The 16,401-nt window shown below is 64.7% G+C and carries 11 protein-coding genes, 1 tRNA gene and 1 other RNA gene; 8 read left to right on the top strand and 5 right to left on the bottom strand.

Translation table 11 applies throughout. The features are described 5' to 3' along the window. Positions 1-77: 77 nt before the first annotated feature. Positions 78-3,539, bottom strand: a complete 3,462-nt coding sequence (locus tag AC6I97_RS21360; protein ID WP_497946703.1) for a bifunctional proline dehydrogenase/L-glutamate gamma-semialdehyde dehydrogenase — start codon at positions 3,537-3,539, stop codon at positions 78-80. A gap of 123 nt (positions 3,540-3,662) precedes the next feature. Between AC6I97_RS21360 and AC6I97_RS21365 the strand changes: the two genes are divergently transcribed. Then, a complete protein-coding gene (locus AC6I97_RS21365) occupies positions 3,663-4,562 on the top strand; it encodes a LysR substrate-binding domain-containing protein (RefSeq protein ID WP_497946704.1) in 900 nt (299 codons plus the stop codon). Between the two features lie 72 nt (positions 4,563-4,634). On the opposite strand, the gene AC6I97_RS21370 is transcribed toward AC6I97_RS21365, so the two are convergent. Continuing rightward, positions 4,635-4,719, bottom strand: a tRNA-Ser gene (locus AC6I97_RS21370). Positions 4,720-5,025: 306 nt separating this feature from the next. On the opposite strand from AC6I97_RS21370, the gene AC6I97_RS21375 reads away from it, so the two are divergent. The 6 genes from AC6I97_RS21375 to recR all read left to right on the top strand — a co-directional run bounded on the left by AC6I97_RS21375 (position 5,026) and on the right by recR (position 11,052). Then, entirely contained in the window at positions 5,026-5,376 is a 351-nt protein-coding gene (locus AC6I97_RS21375; RefSeq protein ID WP_309930175.1) for a YqfO family protein, read from the top strand. 9 nt (positions 5,377-5,385) lie between these two features. After that, positions 5,386-6,300: a hypothetical protein gene (locus tag AC6I97_RS21380; protein WP_309930173.1), complete on the top strand. Its 915-nt coding sequence runs from the start codon at positions 5,386-5,388 to the stop codon at positions 6,298-6,300. 126 nt (positions 6,301-6,426) lie between these two features. Beyond that, complete coding sequence (locus AC6I97_RS21385; protein ID WP_497946705.1) at positions 6,427-7,092, top strand: M15 family metallopeptidase; 666 nt, start codon at positions 6,427-6,429, stop codon at positions 7,090-7,092. Positions 7,093-7,189: 97 nt separating this feature from the next. Beyond that, positions 7,190-7,286, top strand: an RNA gene (ffs, locus tag AC6I97_RS21390) — signal recognition particle sRNA small type. A gap of 34 nt (positions 7,287-7,320) precedes the next feature. Beyond that, positions 7,321-10,419: a DNA polymerase III subunit gamma and tau gene (locus AC6I97_RS21395; protein WP_497946706.1), complete on the top strand. Its 3,099-nt coding sequence runs from the start codon at positions 7,321-7,323 to the stop codon at positions 10,417-10,419. A 33-nt stretch (positions 10,420-10,452) separates the two neighbouring features. Then, positions 10,453-11,052 carry a recombination mediator RecR gene (gene recR / locus AC6I97_RS21400; RefSeq protein ID WP_216921891.1) on the top strand — a complete coding sequence of 200 codons (600 nt, stop codon included), beginning with the start codon at positions 10,453-10,455 and terminating at the stop codon, positions 11,050-11,052. On the opposite strand, the gene AC6I97_RS21405 is transcribed toward recR, so the two are convergent. After that, positions 11,006-12,130 carry a hypothetical protein gene (locus tag AC6I97_RS21405; RefSeq protein ID WP_224166331.1) on the bottom strand — a complete coding sequence of 375 codons (1,125 nt, stop codon included), beginning with the start codon at positions 12,128-12,130 and terminating at the stop codon, positions 11,006-11,008. The genes recR and AC6I97_RS21405 overlap by 47 nt on opposite strands. A gap of 199 nt (positions 12,131-12,329) precedes the next feature. On the opposite strand from AC6I97_RS21405, the gene AC6I97_RS21410 reads away from it, so the two are divergent. After that, positions 12,330-13,676 (top strand): aspartate kinase, encoded by a 1,347-nt coding sequence (locus AC6I97_RS21410; protein ID WP_223935722.1) that lies wholly within the window; start codon positions 12,330-12,332, stop codon positions 13,674-13,676. 249 nt (positions 13,677-13,925) lie between these two features. Here AC6I97_RS21410 and AC6I97_RS21415 read toward each other — a convergent pair whose 3' ends face one another. Beyond that, positions 13,926-15,155 carry an FAD-dependent monooxygenase gene (locus AC6I97_RS21415; RefSeq protein ID WP_497946707.1) on the bottom strand — a complete coding sequence of 410 codons (1,230 nt, stop codon included), beginning with the start codon at positions 15,153-15,155 and terminating at the stop codon, positions 13,926-13,928. A gap of 12 nt (positions 15,156-15,167) precedes the next feature. Beyond that, positions 15,168-16,253: an NAD(P)H-binding protein gene (locus AC6I97_RS21420; protein WP_497946708.1), complete on the bottom strand. Its 1,086-nt coding sequence runs from the start codon at positions 16,251-16,253 to the stop codon at positions 15,168-15,170. Between the last annotated feature and the right edge of the window lie 148 nt (positions 16,254-16,401).

The following is a 16,401-nucleotide window of genomic DNA, read 5'->3' on the forward strand; positions in this document are numbered from 1 at the left end:
ACGAAGACAGCCAGGCAGGACGTCGTTAAGGACGTCCTGCCTGGCTGTTTATGCAACTCCGGCGTGTCTTGGTCGGATTAGATCAGGTGGTCCGAGAGGTGGTTCGGGGTGCCGAAGCGGTGCGCGGTGATGGACACGGCCTGCTCGCGCAGGAACGGGAGCATCTCGATGCGGCCGGCCTGGGTCACTGCACCGTGGTAGACGGCCACGTCCGGGCGGCCACCCATGGCTGCGCTCAGCGCGGCGAAGTCGCCACCGATCAGGCGGATGCGGCCGGCGTCGAACTTTGCCGCACGGGCCAGCCACGCGGCGTCGTCCTCGACCCGGACGCTGACGCCCAGGTTCGCGAACACATTCACCACAGCGTCGGGAAGTACGACGGCGGAGCTCACCTTGAGGGTCGATCCCGCCACTGCGCCGGCTGCTACTACGCGGAGCAGTTCCGCGAGCCGCTCGCCTTCGGACAGGCGGACCGTGACCGGGATCGGATGGTAGCGGAACACGTTGCGCTCCGCGGAGAGGGCGGAGACATCCTTGCGGGTGCCGAACTCGGATTCCCAGGCGGCGGCGTCGCTGAAGAGTGCCTGCTGAAGGGTGTGGAGTTCCTCGGCAGTGACGTCAGCGGACTTGGCAGCCGTGAGGATCTGGGCGGCTGCCCCCTGGAGCACGGTGCCGCGCTTTGCCGTGGCTTCGGCGGGGAGCCAACTGCCCAGGCCGATGAGGTAGTTCGGTCCGCCGGCCTTGGTTCCGGCGCCAACGGCCGACTTCTTCCAGCCGCCGAACGGCTGGCGCTGGACGATCGCACCGGTGATACCACGGTTGACGTAGAGGTTTCCGGCCTGGATGGTGTCCAGCCAGACGCCCATTTCAGCGGAGTCCAGGGAGTGCAGGCCAGCCGTGAGGCCGTACTCGATCTCGTTCTGGATGGCGATGGCTTCCTCAAGGGTCTCCGCGGTCATCACGCCAAGGACCGGGCCGAAGAACTCGGTGAGGTGGAAGTACGAGCCACGCTTGACGCCAGAGCGGATGCCCGGGGACCAGAGCCGACCGGTTTCGTCCAGGGGCTCAGGCTTGATGGCCCAGGTTTCGCCGTCACCCAGGGTGGTCAGGGCGTTCAGGAGCTTGCCGTTGGCCGGCTCGATGATCGGCCCCATCTGCGAGGTGGCATTTTCCGGGTAGCCGACGGTCAGGGAGCGGGCGGCGTCGATGAGCTGGTTGTGGAACCGCTTGGACTTGGCCACGGAGCCAACCAGGATCACCAGGGACGCGGCGGAGCACTTCTGGCCGGCGTGGCCGAAGGCCGAGTACACGACATCCTTGGCTGCGAGGTCCAGGTCAGCGCTCGGGGTGACGATGATGGCGTTCTTGCCGGACGTTTCCGCGAGCAGTGGCAGGTCCTGGCGGAAGGAGCGGAACAGCTCAGCGGTTTCGTAGCCGCCGGTGAGGATGACGCGGTCCACGCTCGGGTGCGAGACCAGCTGGGTGCCGAGTTCACGCTCTTCAAGCTGGACCAGTGCCAGCACTTCGCGCGGCACGCCGGCTTCCCAGAGCGCGTCCACCATGACCGAACCGGAGCGGCGGGCCTGCTTTGCCGGCTTGATCACGACGGCGGAACCTGAGGCGAGTGCCGCGAGCGTCGAGCCTGCGGGGATCGCCACCGGGAAGTTCCACGGCGGTGTCACTACGGTCAGGTTCGCTGGGACGAACGTGGCGCCGTCGACCTTTTCCAGGTCCTTGGCGCGCTCGGCGTAGTAGTGCGCGAAGTCGATCGCTTCGCTGACCTCGGGGTCGCCTTGGTCAATGGTCTTGCCGGTTTCTGAAGCCATGACCTCCAGCAACTCTGCGCGGCGGGCTTCAAGGACGTCGCCGGCGCGGTGCAGGATCGCTGCCCGCTCGGCAGCGGGCCGGGCACCCCAGGCCTTGCCGGCCTCCACGGCGGTGGCGATGATGCGGTCCAGTTCGGCGGCGGCGGAAACCTTGGTGGATTCGACGATCTTGTTGCCCGCGGTGGAGCCGGGGATGCGCTTGAGGATGTCACGGCCCCAGGCGCGGTTTGCCGGAAGTGCCGGGTCCGTATCCGGAGTGTTGCGGAAGCCCTCCAGCGGGGCAGGCTCGGCTGGCAAGCGGCGGTCCTGCTTGCGGTTGGGGCCCGGGACCTCGTCCTTCATGTTGGCCAGGGAGTTCAGGAAGCGCTGCTGCTCGCGCTTGAACAAAGCCTCATTCTCGCTGAGTTCGAAGACCGCGGACATGAAGTTTTCCTGGCTGGCGCCCTCTTCGAGGCGGCGGATCAGGTAGGCGATGGCGACGTCGAACTCGCCAGGGTGGACCACCGGTGTGTACAGCAGGAGGCTGCCGACGTCCTTGCGGACGGCCGTGGCCTGGCCCGTTGCCATGCCCAGGAGCATTTCGAACTCGATGCCTTCGGTGACGCCACGCTGCTTGGCCAGCAGCCAGGCAAACGCGACGTCGAAGAGGTTGTGTCCCGCGACGCCAATCCGGACGGCGTCGATGTGCTCCGGTGTGAGGGCGTAGTTGATGACGTTCTTGTAGCTGGTGTCCGAGTCCTGCTTGCTGCCCCAGGTGGCCAGCGGCCAATCGTGCAGGGAAGCTTCTACCTGCTCCATGGGAAGGTTGGCACCCTTGACCACGCGGACCTTGATGGGCGCGCCGCCCTGGGCGCGGCGTGCAGCGGCCCATTCCTGTAGTTCCTGCATGGCACCGAGGGCGTCAGGGAGGTAGGCCTGCAGGACGATGCCGGCCTCGAGGTTCTTGAACTCCGGCATGTCCAGGATGCGCTTGAACACCGCGATGGTCATGCTGAGGTCCTTGTATTCCTCCATGTCCAGGTTGATGAACTTGGGCTTGGGGAAGGACGCTGCGAGGCGGTAGAGCGGGGTGAGCTTCTCCACCACGTGATCGACGGCTTCGTCGAAGGCCCATGGGGAGTGCGGTGCCACGGTGGAAGATTCCTTGATCGAGACGTAGTCAACGTCGTCGCGGGCCAGGAGCTTCAGCGTGCCTTCCAGGCGGCGCTGCGCTTCGTGCTCACCCAGGACTGCCTCACCCAACAGGTTCACGTTCAGGTGCACGCCGTCCTGGCGGATCTTCGCGATGGCCGGACCGAGCTTGGCATCCGTGGCATCGACGATCAGGTGGCCCACCATTTCACGGAGCACCCGGCGCGCGATCGGAATGACCACCTGGGGCATGATCGGAGCCATGACGCCGCCCACACGGACCGCACTGCGCATGTACCAGGGAAGGAACGCAGGAACCTTGGGAGCCAGCTCGGCGAGTTTCCGGGCGGCGACGGACAGGTCCTCGGGGCGGATGACGCCGTCGACGAATCCGACCGTGAAGTCAAGGCCATTCGGATCCTTCAGGACGCCGGCGAGGCGCTGGGCGGACACATCCACGGGAATCTTGCTGGCTTCGGTCAGCCAGTGGCGGACCAACGCGATGGCTTCCTGTGCCAAAGCATCGAACTGCCCGGAATCCTGGATGCGCGGGGCGGCGGCAACCGGGAGGGTGCTGGTCATTGGGGCTCCTTCTGGGACGGAGAAGTTTGTTTGTTTCCATCAGTATGGATCTACAATCACGTTAGGAAAAGCGATCTTTTCTGACGAATATTCATTACCCATTCCGATCCTTTGGAGGCCGCCTTGCTGGACGTCCGCAGGCTGCGTTTGCTGCACGAATTGAAGATCCGCGGAACGCTCGCCGAGGTGGCCGATGCCATGCAGTACAGTCCCTCTTCCGTGTCCCAGCAACTGACCCTGCTGGAGAAGGAAGCGGGCGTCGAACTGCTCCGCAAGGCCGGCCGCCGGGTGCAGCTGACACCTCAGGCGGAGATCCTGGTTGCCCACACCGCCGCCCTCCTGGAGACACTGGAACGGGCGGAAACCGAGCTCGCGGCCTCCCTGTCCACAGTCACGGGAACCGTCCGGCTGGCCGTGTTCCAGTCGGCTGCACTCGCGTTGCTGCCTGACTTCCTCAGCATCATGCGCCAGGAGTATCCGGAAGTGCGCGTCGAAATGACCCAGCGCGAACCCGAGACGGCCCTCTATGAAACCTGGGCGCGCGACTTCGACATCGTGGTCGCGGAGCAATATCCCGGACACGCCGCGCCCCATCATCCTGGGCTGGACCGGGCAACGCTGACCAGCGACGCCATCCGGCTGGCCACTCCCCCGGTAGGACTGGGCGGGGAACGTGTGACCTCACTGGCCGACACCGCTGACATGCCCTGGGTCATGGAGCCCCGCGGCGCCGCCTCCCGGCACTGGGCCGAACAGGCCTGCCGGTCCGCCGGCTTCGAACCGGACGTCCGATACGAAACGGCCGACCTCCAAGCGCAGATCCGCCTCATTGAATCGGGAAACGCCGTTGCCCTCATGCCGGACCTCGTCTGGACAGGTCGGACCCGCCCCGTCCAACTACTGGACCTCCCTGGCCTGCCACAGCGGACCGTCTTCACGTCCACCAGGACGGCCGGGCGGATCCATCCCGCGATTCTTGCATGCCGCGAAGTACTGGAGCGGGTGGCCGCTGGGCAACAGTAGCGCAGCCCACTCCCAGGAGGGCCGGATTCCGGGAACGCAAAAGGCCCCGGTCCTGGGGACCGGGGCCAAACGCGGAGAATGGGGGATTTGAACCCCCGAGGGCGTTAACCCAACACGCGTTCCAGGCGTGCGCCATAGGCCGCTAGGCGAATTCTCCTTGCTTCCGAATCGAAAGCAGATACTACTGTACCTGAGAATTTCGGCATCGTGTAATCGGACGATTTCGCCCTCGCCGCACGTCCAAAAAGCATTGTTCGCCTTAACGGAAAAATGGACGCCCCCAACGCGCCCATTCTTGCGGTATCACCGTTGAGCTGCCGGGTCCGGCCCCTCGCCCCCAGGCCCCGCAGCTCACAATCTTGAGATTGCCCCAATCGGTGTACATACCCATGGTCCGCTGTGACCCGCAGATATGCAATGGTGTGGGCCGCTTTGTAGCCGTTGTTACTGACAGGATGTTCCCATGACGCAGCTCCACGCCCTAGTTGTTTACGTTCCCGAGACCCACACTCCCGCCGTCCTGAAGGCAATCGGGGACGCTGGTGCAGGACGGATCGGCGACTACTCGCATTGCTCGTTCACCTCGCCGGGCACTGGCCATTTCACTCCCCTGCCGGGCGCCCAGCCGTTCATCGGCGACGTCGGAACCAGCGAGCAAGTGCCGGAAACGCGGGTTGAGTGCGTGGTTGAGGAGGACGTGCTCGACGCCGTCGTGCTGGCTCTGCGAGCGGCCCACCCCTACGAGGAGCCGGCTTTCATGACGTGGCCCGTGAACGGGTGGCGACCTTCCCCGCCGCATCTGCCGGAGAGCTAGGATCGCTCCGTGGACGATAGGCAAATACCTCCCGACTCTGCCGGTTCGCTGGACGGGTCAGACGAAGAAAGCCGGGCCGCGGAAAGAATCTTTGAACGCCTCCAGGCCTTGGAGCCGCTCTGCGATCGAAGAATGGACGTTGGCGGCGTCGAGAACGGTTCGCCCCTTCACCAGTTGGATGACCTTTTCAGTTCCTCCCGCAGCGTCAGCCACCTGCTGACCCAGTCCCTCGTGGCCGCCATGGATAATCTGCAGGCGCTCCGCCGCCTCTTGTTCATCGAGGCGCCCGACGGAAACATCTATTTCCGCACCCAGACCCATGCACCGTACGCATTGGTACGCACCATCATGGAGTGCACTGCCACAGTGCTGTGGGCGCTTCTGCCGGAAAGCTCCGATGAACGCGCGCGGCGGGGCCTGGTACTCGTGTCCCGGGAAGTGTTCAACGCCGCCGCGTTCTGGGACTCCTACCTTCGGGAGTTCCATCCGGAACGGCACGAGGTCGCGGCGGATTACTTTGACGGCCTCCGCCGGGCGCTGAACTCATCGGCTGAAGCCTTGCGGCTGCCCCCAATGTTTCGGCGGAAAGGCGATGGAAGCTGGGGGTATGCCACCAAGAACCGTACGGAGACAGCGATCCTCAAGGAGTTGCGTTCGAGCAGCAGCCTGCCTCCCGGGCTGATCTATGCCTGGCAGTTCTGTAGCGGCTACTCCCACGGGCTGGAGTGGACAACCGCCGAAAGAAGCGGTTACGACGTCGCAAGCAGCCTCGCCGAAGACGATGCGTTCCAGGCCGAAGGAATGGAACAACTCCGGCGCATGTGCGACGTAGCGTTCGATCTGATACCCCAGGCGTGGGAAGTCTTCGATGTCCGGCGCCGCAGCGGACCATTCTTAAATCCCGGGGAACCACTTTTGGACTGAAGAACCGTCCTTGGATTGAAGAGCTGACAGGACTTGAAAGTCAAGATTGTCGGACCTCCGGACCGGGAGTACAGTCACCCCATCGCTGGACACACTTGACCGGACGCACATGACTTGGAGGACCACATGAAGCTGCGTCAATTCTGGTTGGGGATCGCTGCGACACTGCTGTCCTTGGGGCTCCTGTCCCCGCAGGCTGCCGTCGCGGTCCAATACGACATCGACTCGGCCAACAGTCTGCAGGTTGTGGTTAACAAACACCGGATGCTGAATCCGCCGAGCTATGTCCCGTCGTCACTTACGCGGGTTTCAACTGAACGGCTGCGCCCGGAGGCTGCAACCGCATACAACTCGTTCGTGAAGGCAGCCAAAGCGTCAGGGGTCAACATCCGGGCCACCAGCGGATACCGCTCTTACTCGCAACAACAGAGTCTCTATGCCGACTACGTCGCGCAATACGGCCAGGAGACCGCAGATACCTTGGCTGCACGCGCCGGCTACAGCGAACACCAGACCGGCCTGGCCATGGACATCGGAAACGCCAGCGGCATATGTGCTCTGCAAGCTTGCTTCGCCGATACACCGGTGGGTCGTTTCGCGGCCACGGACGGCTGGAAATACGGGTTCATCATCAGGTACCCGGCCGGGGCGCAGGACATCACAGGCTATGAATATGAGCCGTGGCATCTGCGGTTCGTCGGCGTGGCGATCGCCACAGACATGAAATCCAAGGGAATTACCACGCTGGAGCGATATTTCGGGCTGGAGGACGCGCCTGACTACCTGCCTTAACTCCCGCCGGAATCGGGCGGGAGCCACCCGCCGTCGAGCGTTTTCCACAGCCCCCTGCGCCGATTCGAACCAATAACCAAGTTCAGGTAAGCTTGTCGACGGCCCCTCATGTGGCGTCATCCTGTTGAACTCCCCCAGGACCGGAAGGTAGCAAGGGTAGATGGGCTCTGGCGGGTGCATGAGGGGTCTCTTATTTAAAATGTCAGTCCCTATAGGTAGGTTTCACTTGTGACTGTTACAACTGCCCTGTATCGAAGGTATCGCCCGGACTCTTTCGCGGACGTTATCGGGCAGGAACACGTCACCGAGCCCCTGATGACGGCCCTGCGGAAGAACCGCGTGAACCACGCCTACCTCTTCTCCGGCCCCCGCGGCTGCGGCAAGACCACGTCCGCGCGCATCCTTGCACGCTGCCTGAACTGCGCCGAAGGCCCCACTGACACGCCTTGCGGCAAGTGCCCCAGTTGTATCGAGCTCGCGCGCGGCGGCTCCGGCTCACTGGACGTCATCGAGATCGACGCCGCCAGCCATGGTGGCGTGGACGACGCCCGAGATCTCCGCGAGCGCGCAACGTTCGCCCCGGTGCGGGACCGCTACAAGATCTTCATCATCGACGAAGCCCACATGGTCACGTCGGCTGGCTTCAATGCGCTCCTGAAGATCGTCGAAGAGCCGCCGGAACACATCAAGTTCATCTTTGCCACTACGGAGCCGGATAAAGTCATCGGCACCATCCGTTCCCGCACGCACCACTACCCCTTCCGGCTGGTGCCGCCCGAGCCTCTCATCAAGTACCTTGAGCTGCTGTGCCACCAGGAGAACGTTCCCGTGGCTCCAGGCGTGCTTTCGCTCGTCATCCGTGCCGGCGGCGGTTCCGTCCGCGATACCTTGTCCGTGCTGGACCAGCTCATGGCGGGCGCCGGACCCAACGGCCTGGACTACGAACTCGCCGTTGCGCTTCTCGGCTACACGCACGCTTCCTTGCTGGACGACGTCGTGGACGCCGTCGCAGCCGCTGATGCCTCAACGGTCTTCCGCGCCGTCGACCGCGTCATCCAGACCGGGCACGATCCCCGGCGCTTCGTGGAAGACCTCCTGGAACGCTTCCGGGACCTCATCATCGTCCAGGCAATGCCCGAAAGCGCACAGGCCATCCTCCGCGGCGTGCCCGAGGACCAGATTGCCCGGATGCGCAACCAAGCTACCAACCTGGGTGCCGCGGAGCTCTCCCGCGCGGCGGATGTCACCAACACAGCGCTCACGGAAATGACCGGAGCCACCTCCCCGCGGCTGCACTTGGAACTTCTCTGTGCGCGCATCCTGCTGCCCAGCTCCGAGCAGACAGAACGCGGCATTGCAGCCCGGATCGATCGCGTGGAGCGTCGCCTGAATTACGCCGGCGACGCCGGGATCCCGGCTGCCGCTTCTGGCGCGCCTTCCGCCACGGCTTCTTCACCGGCGGCTGCGTCAGTTGCCCAGGCTGCCCCTCCACAGGCGCCCGTTACCGTACCAGTTCAGCCGCCCGCACCAGTTCAGGCACCCGCACCTGCACCTGTGCAGGAAACGTCGTCAACGCCTGTGTCGCGGGAGCCACTCTCCGCTCCGCGCGTTTCAACGAACGACTGGCCGGTGGACGAGCCGACGCCTACACAGCGTCCCGTCCAGAATGCTCCCTCGACGAAGCCAGCCGCTGCCACGGGCCCTCCCGCCGTACAACCGGCTCCGCAAAGTGCACCCGCCCCGCAGACCGCACCCGCTTCCCAGCCGGCCCCGACATCACAGCCGGCTCCTGCCGCTGGCGGAGACGTCGAAGCCCTCCGTCGCGCTTGGCCGGAGGTCCTGCAGACCCTGACCAAGATCAAGCGCAGCACGTGGGCCTTGGTGGAACCGAATGCCCAGGTGGCCCAGTTCGATGGCCAGGTGCTGACACTCGCCTTCACCACCGCTGGGCTCGCTGGGGCCTTTGGGCGCGCAGATCACTCCGAGAACCTTCGCCAGGCAATCCACAAGACCATCGGCATCGACTGCCAGATCGTCGCAGTGGCTGGCGACAACAGCTCAGCGAGCTCTGAGCCAAACCCAAAAGCACCTACTAGCCGGGAGGTTCCGGCTTCGCCTGGCGCCGCATCGCCGTCGGCAGCCCCGGATCCAGTAGCAGTCCAGGTACCAGTGCCATCCCAGGAACGGGTACCAGCGCAGGTGCCTAGCGCAGTTTCATCGGTCGACTCTGCCTGGGGCTTGGCACCGGCTGCCCCCGTGGCAGCGGCGCCGGCTCCGGCCAGGCCGGAGGCAGCAGCGCCAATTGCGGATGCCCCGGCTCCCGCAGAACCGACGACACCGGCGTCGCCGGCGGCTCCACCCGAACCCACGGCGCCCGCGGCTCCCGCAGAACCCACGGCGCCGGCTGGGGACTACTCCTACGCCGACGATGATTGGGGGCCTCCCCTCGACGAAGATGCGCCGCCGTTGGACGAAGAACCTCCGATGGATTGGGAACCGTCCCGCGCCTTTTCCGGTCCGGACACCCCTCCGGCACCGGCGTCACCGACACCTGCTTCGCAGGCACCAGCTTCCCCTGCACGGGGGATTCCGTCAGCGCCATCGCAGCCAACACCTGCGCAGGAAGCCCCTCGATCGGCCGCCAACACAGCTCCTAAATCCTCAGAAACGGTGGGTTCCGTCGACCCTTGGTCCAGGGCAGTGGAACAAGCGCCGGGTACATGGGTGGTGGGCACCGAATCCAATGTGGGTGCCAAGCAACAGACTCCCATCGAGGCTGATACTGACGTGTCGAAGGTCCGCGACTACGAACCGGCGGCGGCGCAGGTCCCGACGAACGGCGGCACAGCCCTTGAAACACCGGCGGAGGCGGCAGCCTCGGCAGCCCCGAGCTACGGCCACCCGACCAGCGGCGGGCAAAACGGCGCGTCGGGATGGGACGTCTCTCCGGCGTCGGGTTGGCCCGGCACCATGCCAGTCCAGGCGTCCGCCCCGGCGCCTGCTGCGTGGCCCACCACAGCCACGGAAACCCAGCATGCGGGCGGCTCCGTCGCGACGCTTGAGGAGGGCGCGCCGTCGAGCGGTCCTTCGGCTCGTCAGAGCCTGTACCAGCGCTTGACCAATAGTCCCGAAGCCCAAGCCGGACGGGTGCAGGCGCCCGTGCGGACCCAAGCCAGGCCGGAGTTGGCGCCGGAGGATATCCCCAGCCCGGAGGACGAAACCATCGAGGAATCGAGGGTCTTTGGGCGTGCTGCCGTGGAGCGTATTCTGGGCGGAAAGCTGATCGAAGAGCGCGCCTTGGACGGTTCTCCCCTGCAACCCCGCTGATGACAGCATCGATACCAAACAAACGAGGACATTTTGTACGAAGGTGCAGTTCAAGAGCTGATTGACGAGCTCGGCCGGCTTCCCGGTGTGGGCCCGAAATCGGCACAGCGCCTGGCGTTCCACATCCTTGAGGCCGATCCCGAGGACATGAAGCGGCTCGTTACGGCCATCACCACGGTGAAGGAACGGGTTAAGTTCTGCACGGTGTGTGGCAACGTCACCGAGCAGGAAATGTGCAACATCTGTCGCGATCCGAGGCGGGATCCGTCGGTCATTTGCGTGGTTGAGGAGTCCAAGGACGTTCTTGCTGTGGAGCGCACCCGTTCGTTCCGTGGCCGGTATCACGTGCTGGGTGGAGCTATCAATCCCATCGCGGGCATTGGCCCGGAGCAGTTGCGGATCCGCGAGCTCCTCACACGCCTCAACGACGGCGCCATCCAGGAAATCATCATCGCTACGGATCCCAACCTTGAGGGTGAGGCCACTGCTACCTATTTGGCCCGCATGCTCAAATCGATCGGGATCACCGTCACGCGGTTGGCTTCCGGCCTGCCAGTGGGTGGGGACCTTGAGTACGCCGACGAAGTCACGCTTGGCCGGGCGTTTGAGGGCCGCCGGAACGCGCTGACGTAAGGCGGCGCGTGGACAACCAGCGTCCCGGCAAGAGCACCAAGGCAGCAACCACTGCCTGAATCACGAGGCCAGTGAGGGCGACGGGCACCGAAGGTGCCAGCTGATCACTCGATTCCCCTCCGATACAGGGAAAATCACGGCCCGGTCCATCGGCGGCCCACTGCAAGCCGGACAACACCCATGCCAGTTCATGCTCCTTGGGGAGCGCCTCCGCGGCGACGCTACCGAAGAGCAGGATCGGATTGGACGCTGCCAGCCAAGCCACCCGCTCTGTATGCGCCACTTCCACGGGCCGGAGACGCCCAACACACTCGTATGCTGTGATCCGTCCGGTGTCGTCCCGCTCCACGTTGACGGGCACCGACGCCTGGTCCATCACAGTCGTCCATGGAATCAACGCGATGGTAGCCGCTACATTGCCCAGGCACAGGAACGCCACCAGCGCCGCAGCCAAGGCAACACCTGCCGCCGTTCGGCCCGAGCAGGCGCGGGCACCTGCGCCTATGAGTCCAAACAACACAATCTCAAGGACAACAACCACGACGCCGGCACCCGCCAAGGCGATCGGCCCGCCAACGGCCGTGCCCACCGTGAGCAGCAGGATGCCGGACGGCACCGCGAAGACCGCCCCGCGGAAGACTCCGGCGAACAGCCCGCCAAGGAATGTTCGAGCCTTTTGATGGAAGCCCCATACTGCCCCGAGGACAGCAGAAACGACTGCCATCAATCCGGCCATCAGTATGTACGTGGCGCTTGGGAGGCTGGATTCAAACCATCCATTGGCTTCGCCGAAGGCCACCACAGCTGCGGCCGTCGCCCAGGCCAGCAGGAGCCCGGACGCGCAGGCCAACCAGAACCACCAGGATTGCAAGGACATGCGGCAGTCATCCCAGGCCTCCCGCACAGCGGCTCCAAGAATGTCGGCGATCCCAGGTTGGTGGTCCAGCCTGTGTTCACTCCCCGCGGTTCCGTCACGCCGCGGAAACCGGTCGTCGATAACGCCGCCGCCGATCACTTCGTATTCCGATTCGCTGCGCGCCGGCCCGGGATCGTCCGGTGGCTCAGGAACCCTGGCCATGGCACCACGCAATGCTCATAAGAGGGATCGTACGCCCGGGGGCCTGCTGCCGAAACTGACTGCGTGGCCGCCATGTGGTCACAATTCCTGCGGGGACACAACACGGCGATAAACTGGCCGAATAAGCTACGCAGGCGTGTCCCAATTTCGAATTTGGCATGCCTCGTTCGAACCCTATTGATGCAGTGAGGGTGCGCGCATGACTATGCCCACTACCGAAGTGAAGATCGAAGAGCTCTCCGACGGAGCTGCCATTACCAAGCAGCTGATCGTTCAGAAGTTCGGCGGTTCCTCGGTTGCCGATGCTGATGGCATCAAGCGGGTCGCTCAGCGTGTTGTGGATGCGCAGAAGGCCGGCAACGAGGTTGTGGTTGTTGTTTCCGCCATGGGAGACACCACAGATGAACTCCTGGACCTCGCGGGCCAGGTCACGGACTCCGCTCCTGCCCGCGAAATGGACATGCTCCTTTCCGCCGGAGAGCGAATTTCCATGGCACTGCTTGCCATGGCCATCAACAAGTTTGGCGCCTCCGCCCAGTCCTTCACGGGCTCCCAGGCAGGCATGATTACCGACGGCATCCACGGCAAGGCCCGGATTATTGATGTGGACCCGCACCGCATCCGCACCGCCCTGGACAAAGGACACATTGCGATCGTGGCGGGCTTCCAGGGCATGAGCCGCAGCACCAACGAGATCACAACGCTGGGTCGTGGCGGCTCGGACACGACGGCTGTTGCCTTGGCTGCAGCGCTCGAAGCCGATGTGTGCGAAATTTACACCGACGTGGACGGCATCTACACGGCCGATCCCCGTGTTGTGTCATCGGCCCAGAAGATCGACCGCATCTCCAGCGAGGAAATGCTGGAACTTGCTGCTTCCGGCGCCAAGATCCTGCACCTGCGGTGCGTGGAGTACGCCCGCCGTTTCGGCGTGCCGCTGCACGTCCGTTCGTCATTCAGCCAGCACGAAGGCACGTGGGTCATCCCGGGCGCCGATGAAAAGTTCACGATTCAAGAGGGAGTTGCCTTGGAGCAGCCAATCATCTCCGGCGTTGCACACGACCGGTCCGAAGCCAAGGTCACCGTTGTAGGCGTGCCGGACATTCCGGGCAAGGCCGCTGCGATCTTCCAGGTGATCGCGGACGCGCACTCGAACATCGACATGATCGTGCAGAACGTGTCCACCCACGGCACGGGCCGCACTGATATCTCGTTCACGCTCCCAATCGTCGAAGGCGCCGACGCCCTGGCCGCCCTTCGTGCAGCTGAAGGCCAAATCGGCTTCGAGAGCATCGAGTACAACGAGCACGTTGGCAAGCTGTCCCTGATCGGCGCGGGAATGCGTTCACACCCCGGCGTTTCGGCCACGTTCTTCAAGGCCCTCTCCGACGCCGGCATCAACATCGACATGATCTCCACCTCGGAAATCCGCATCTCCGTAGTCACCAGCGCTGACAAGCTGGACGACGCCGTCCGCGCCATCCACGCCGCTTTCGAGCTCGACGGCGATGCCGAAGCTACCGTTTACGGCGGCACAGGGCGCTAGGGCCGCCACTTTACCGGTCAGCGACCGGCTCTTCTGAGAAGGCTCCGTCCCCACTTGGGACGGAGCCTTCTTTGGGTGGCAGTATGCCCGTGATCAACAAGTGCTGTTGGCGGGCATATGTCTCTCTAGGTGGTCCTGCCTGACGGCTCGACGATATAACCACACGGGATTGCCGAAGCGGCGACCAGACGGCGCGGCAGCAACCACAATCACGACCTCGTTCTCCCGCTCGTATTCGAGGAACTCCAGTTACGCTGCAGCGGCGGCGATATCCAGACTTTTCATCCGTACGCCCGCGCTGTTGGTCCTTATCTTGGCGAGCAGCCGGCCGGCGATCGGCAGGCGGGCGAGGCGGATCATCGCGGACCGAAGCAGCAATTCGGCGCGGTTGCCTGGGGTGAAGAAGCTGCGCATGCTCACACCGCTGCCGAGGTGGTGGTCGACGAACGGGCGCAGGTGGTCCTCCCAGTCCTGAAGGGCCCGTGGCACGTCGTGCGGGTGGCGTTCGAGCATGGTGCCGAGCAGGTCGGCCCCGGCCAGGCCGGTGGATGCCCCCATGCCGGAGTAAACGGTCAGGCACCACGCGGCGTCGCCGACGAGCACGACTCGGCCGCGGTGCCAGTGGTCGAGGTGCACCTGCTCGGCGGAGTCGAACAGGTGATCGGGGGCCTTCTCGAACTGGTCGAGCAGCCAACCGAGCGTGGAGCCGGTGGGCTCGGGGCCGTAAGCGGCGCGCAGCGAGTCGATGGCTGGCCGGGTGAACTCGGCGTCCACGTCGTCGGTGCGGTAGGAGAGCAGCACCGTCGGCGGGCGGTCAGCGAACGGGAACACCCACGCTGATCGACCCTGCTCGGCCAGGATCAGTCCGTCTTGTTGACGGTAGCCGGGTACCGCCTCGGGCAGGCTGTACGCGGCGATCATGTAGTTCAGTGGACGGATCGGGCTCTGCTCGGGTTCGAACGCAAGCCGGCGCACCGTCGAGCGCAGTCCGTCTGCCCCCACCACCAGGTCGAACCGTTCGACGATCGTCGTCTCCGTCGTCAGGTTGCGGATCTCTACATCCACCCCGTCGATGTACTGGTCCAGCGCGATCGGCACGGTCGAGTACCGGATCTCCACTTCGTCGGGCAGGGCGGTGAAGGCCGCGTCTTCAATGTCGCCCCGCAATACGAGTCGAGATCCACCGAACACGTCGGCGTAGCTTAGACCGCGGCGGCGCCGGTCCGTGCGGTCGACTTCGTAGCTCACGGCTTCCGGAGCGACGCGATTCGGCACGGCATCGGCGATGCCCAGTCGTTCGGCGGCGGCGAGCCCGGTTCCGAACAGGGCGATGAAGTATCCGCCGCGGCGCCGCTCGGGGGCCTTCTCCAGCACCACCACGTCCCAGCCCGCGCGATGAAGTCGCAGCGCGGAGGCGGTCCCGCTGATCCCGAGGCCGACCACCAGGGCCCGCTGTCGTTTTGTCATGTTCTTGTCCATGGGATTGGGCGCTCAGTGGCTCGGGACAGACGCCAGCTGGCGCAGGTTGGTGTTGTTCTGCAGTGCCCATCGCAGGGTCCGCGGTGGGCGCCCGAGCAGGGTTTCCAGCTGGTCGGAGAGGACGTCGTATCGACCGCTGGCGATCAGCCGGGTCTGGATCCCCAGGTGCTCAGCCACGTGCCGGGCCGTAGCCGGATCGCCCAGGGACTCCTGCAGGACGGTCTCGTCCATGAAGGCCTCATTCCAAGCCTCCAGCTCCTCAGGGATGTAGACGATCTGGCGTCCCAGCGCGGCTGCGTAGTCCTCAGCGAAACCGTGCATGTCCTTCAGCTCCGGGCCGGTGAGTTCGTAGGACTTCGAGATGTGCGGTGCGGGGTCGAGCAGCATCTTCACGGACACCTCTGCCAAGTCGTGAACGGCAATGGGTGCGAGCCGCTGGTTGCCGAAGGGCAGGCGCAGCTCACCCTTGCTCAGCGGGCCCAGCAGCATCCAGGTCAGATGGGGGTTCTCGGCGAACAGGGTCGAGCGCACGTTGATGGTCGGGAGGCCGGACCATTCCAGCACCCGCTCGCAGATCCAGTGCGCCCGCTGCTGCGGTGACCAGTCCGTGACCAGTCCGCCGAGCCAGGAACGCCGCTCCTCTTCCGGTGCGGTCATCTTCTCGAGCGTCATGTATGACTGCTCGTAGTTGGACAAGTGCACGAAGGCCTCGATGTTGCCCTGGGCTCGCGCCGCCGCGGCCATCAAAGTGAGGGCGTCAGCGTAGTTTGGCTGCGGGGTCATGCTGAAGTAAATGCGCTTGACACCCTTCAGCGCTGCGGCCACGTCCGCGGGTTTGAGCAGGTCGCCGACGAAGACGTCGGCCCCGGCCTCGCGCAGCGACTGGGCCCGTTGGTCGTCCCGTCGCACGAACGCGCGCACCGGGTGGCCCTGTTCGAGCAGCATGTCGACCATCAACCTGCTCACGCCGCCGACCTGTCCGCCGGCGCCGGTGATCAGAATGGGATTGCGTTCCGTCATTTGTGTGTTCTCCATCAGGTTGGGTGAGTTGTAGTCAGAGGATGGGTTCAGGTGCGCGCTGGCGTCGATTGCGTCCATCGGCGGAAGACCGGGCTGAGGGCCCTGCCGGGGAAACGCGATGACACCGCGGGACTGCGCCGGGTCGGGAAGGGGCTGGAGTACGCGCGGATCCAGGTCGGCGTGGCGATCTCCGGTCGGGCGACGTGTTCCAGATCAATGGTGGGTT

Source organism: Arthrobacter sp. TmtSoilC48, from assembly GCF_059739425.1.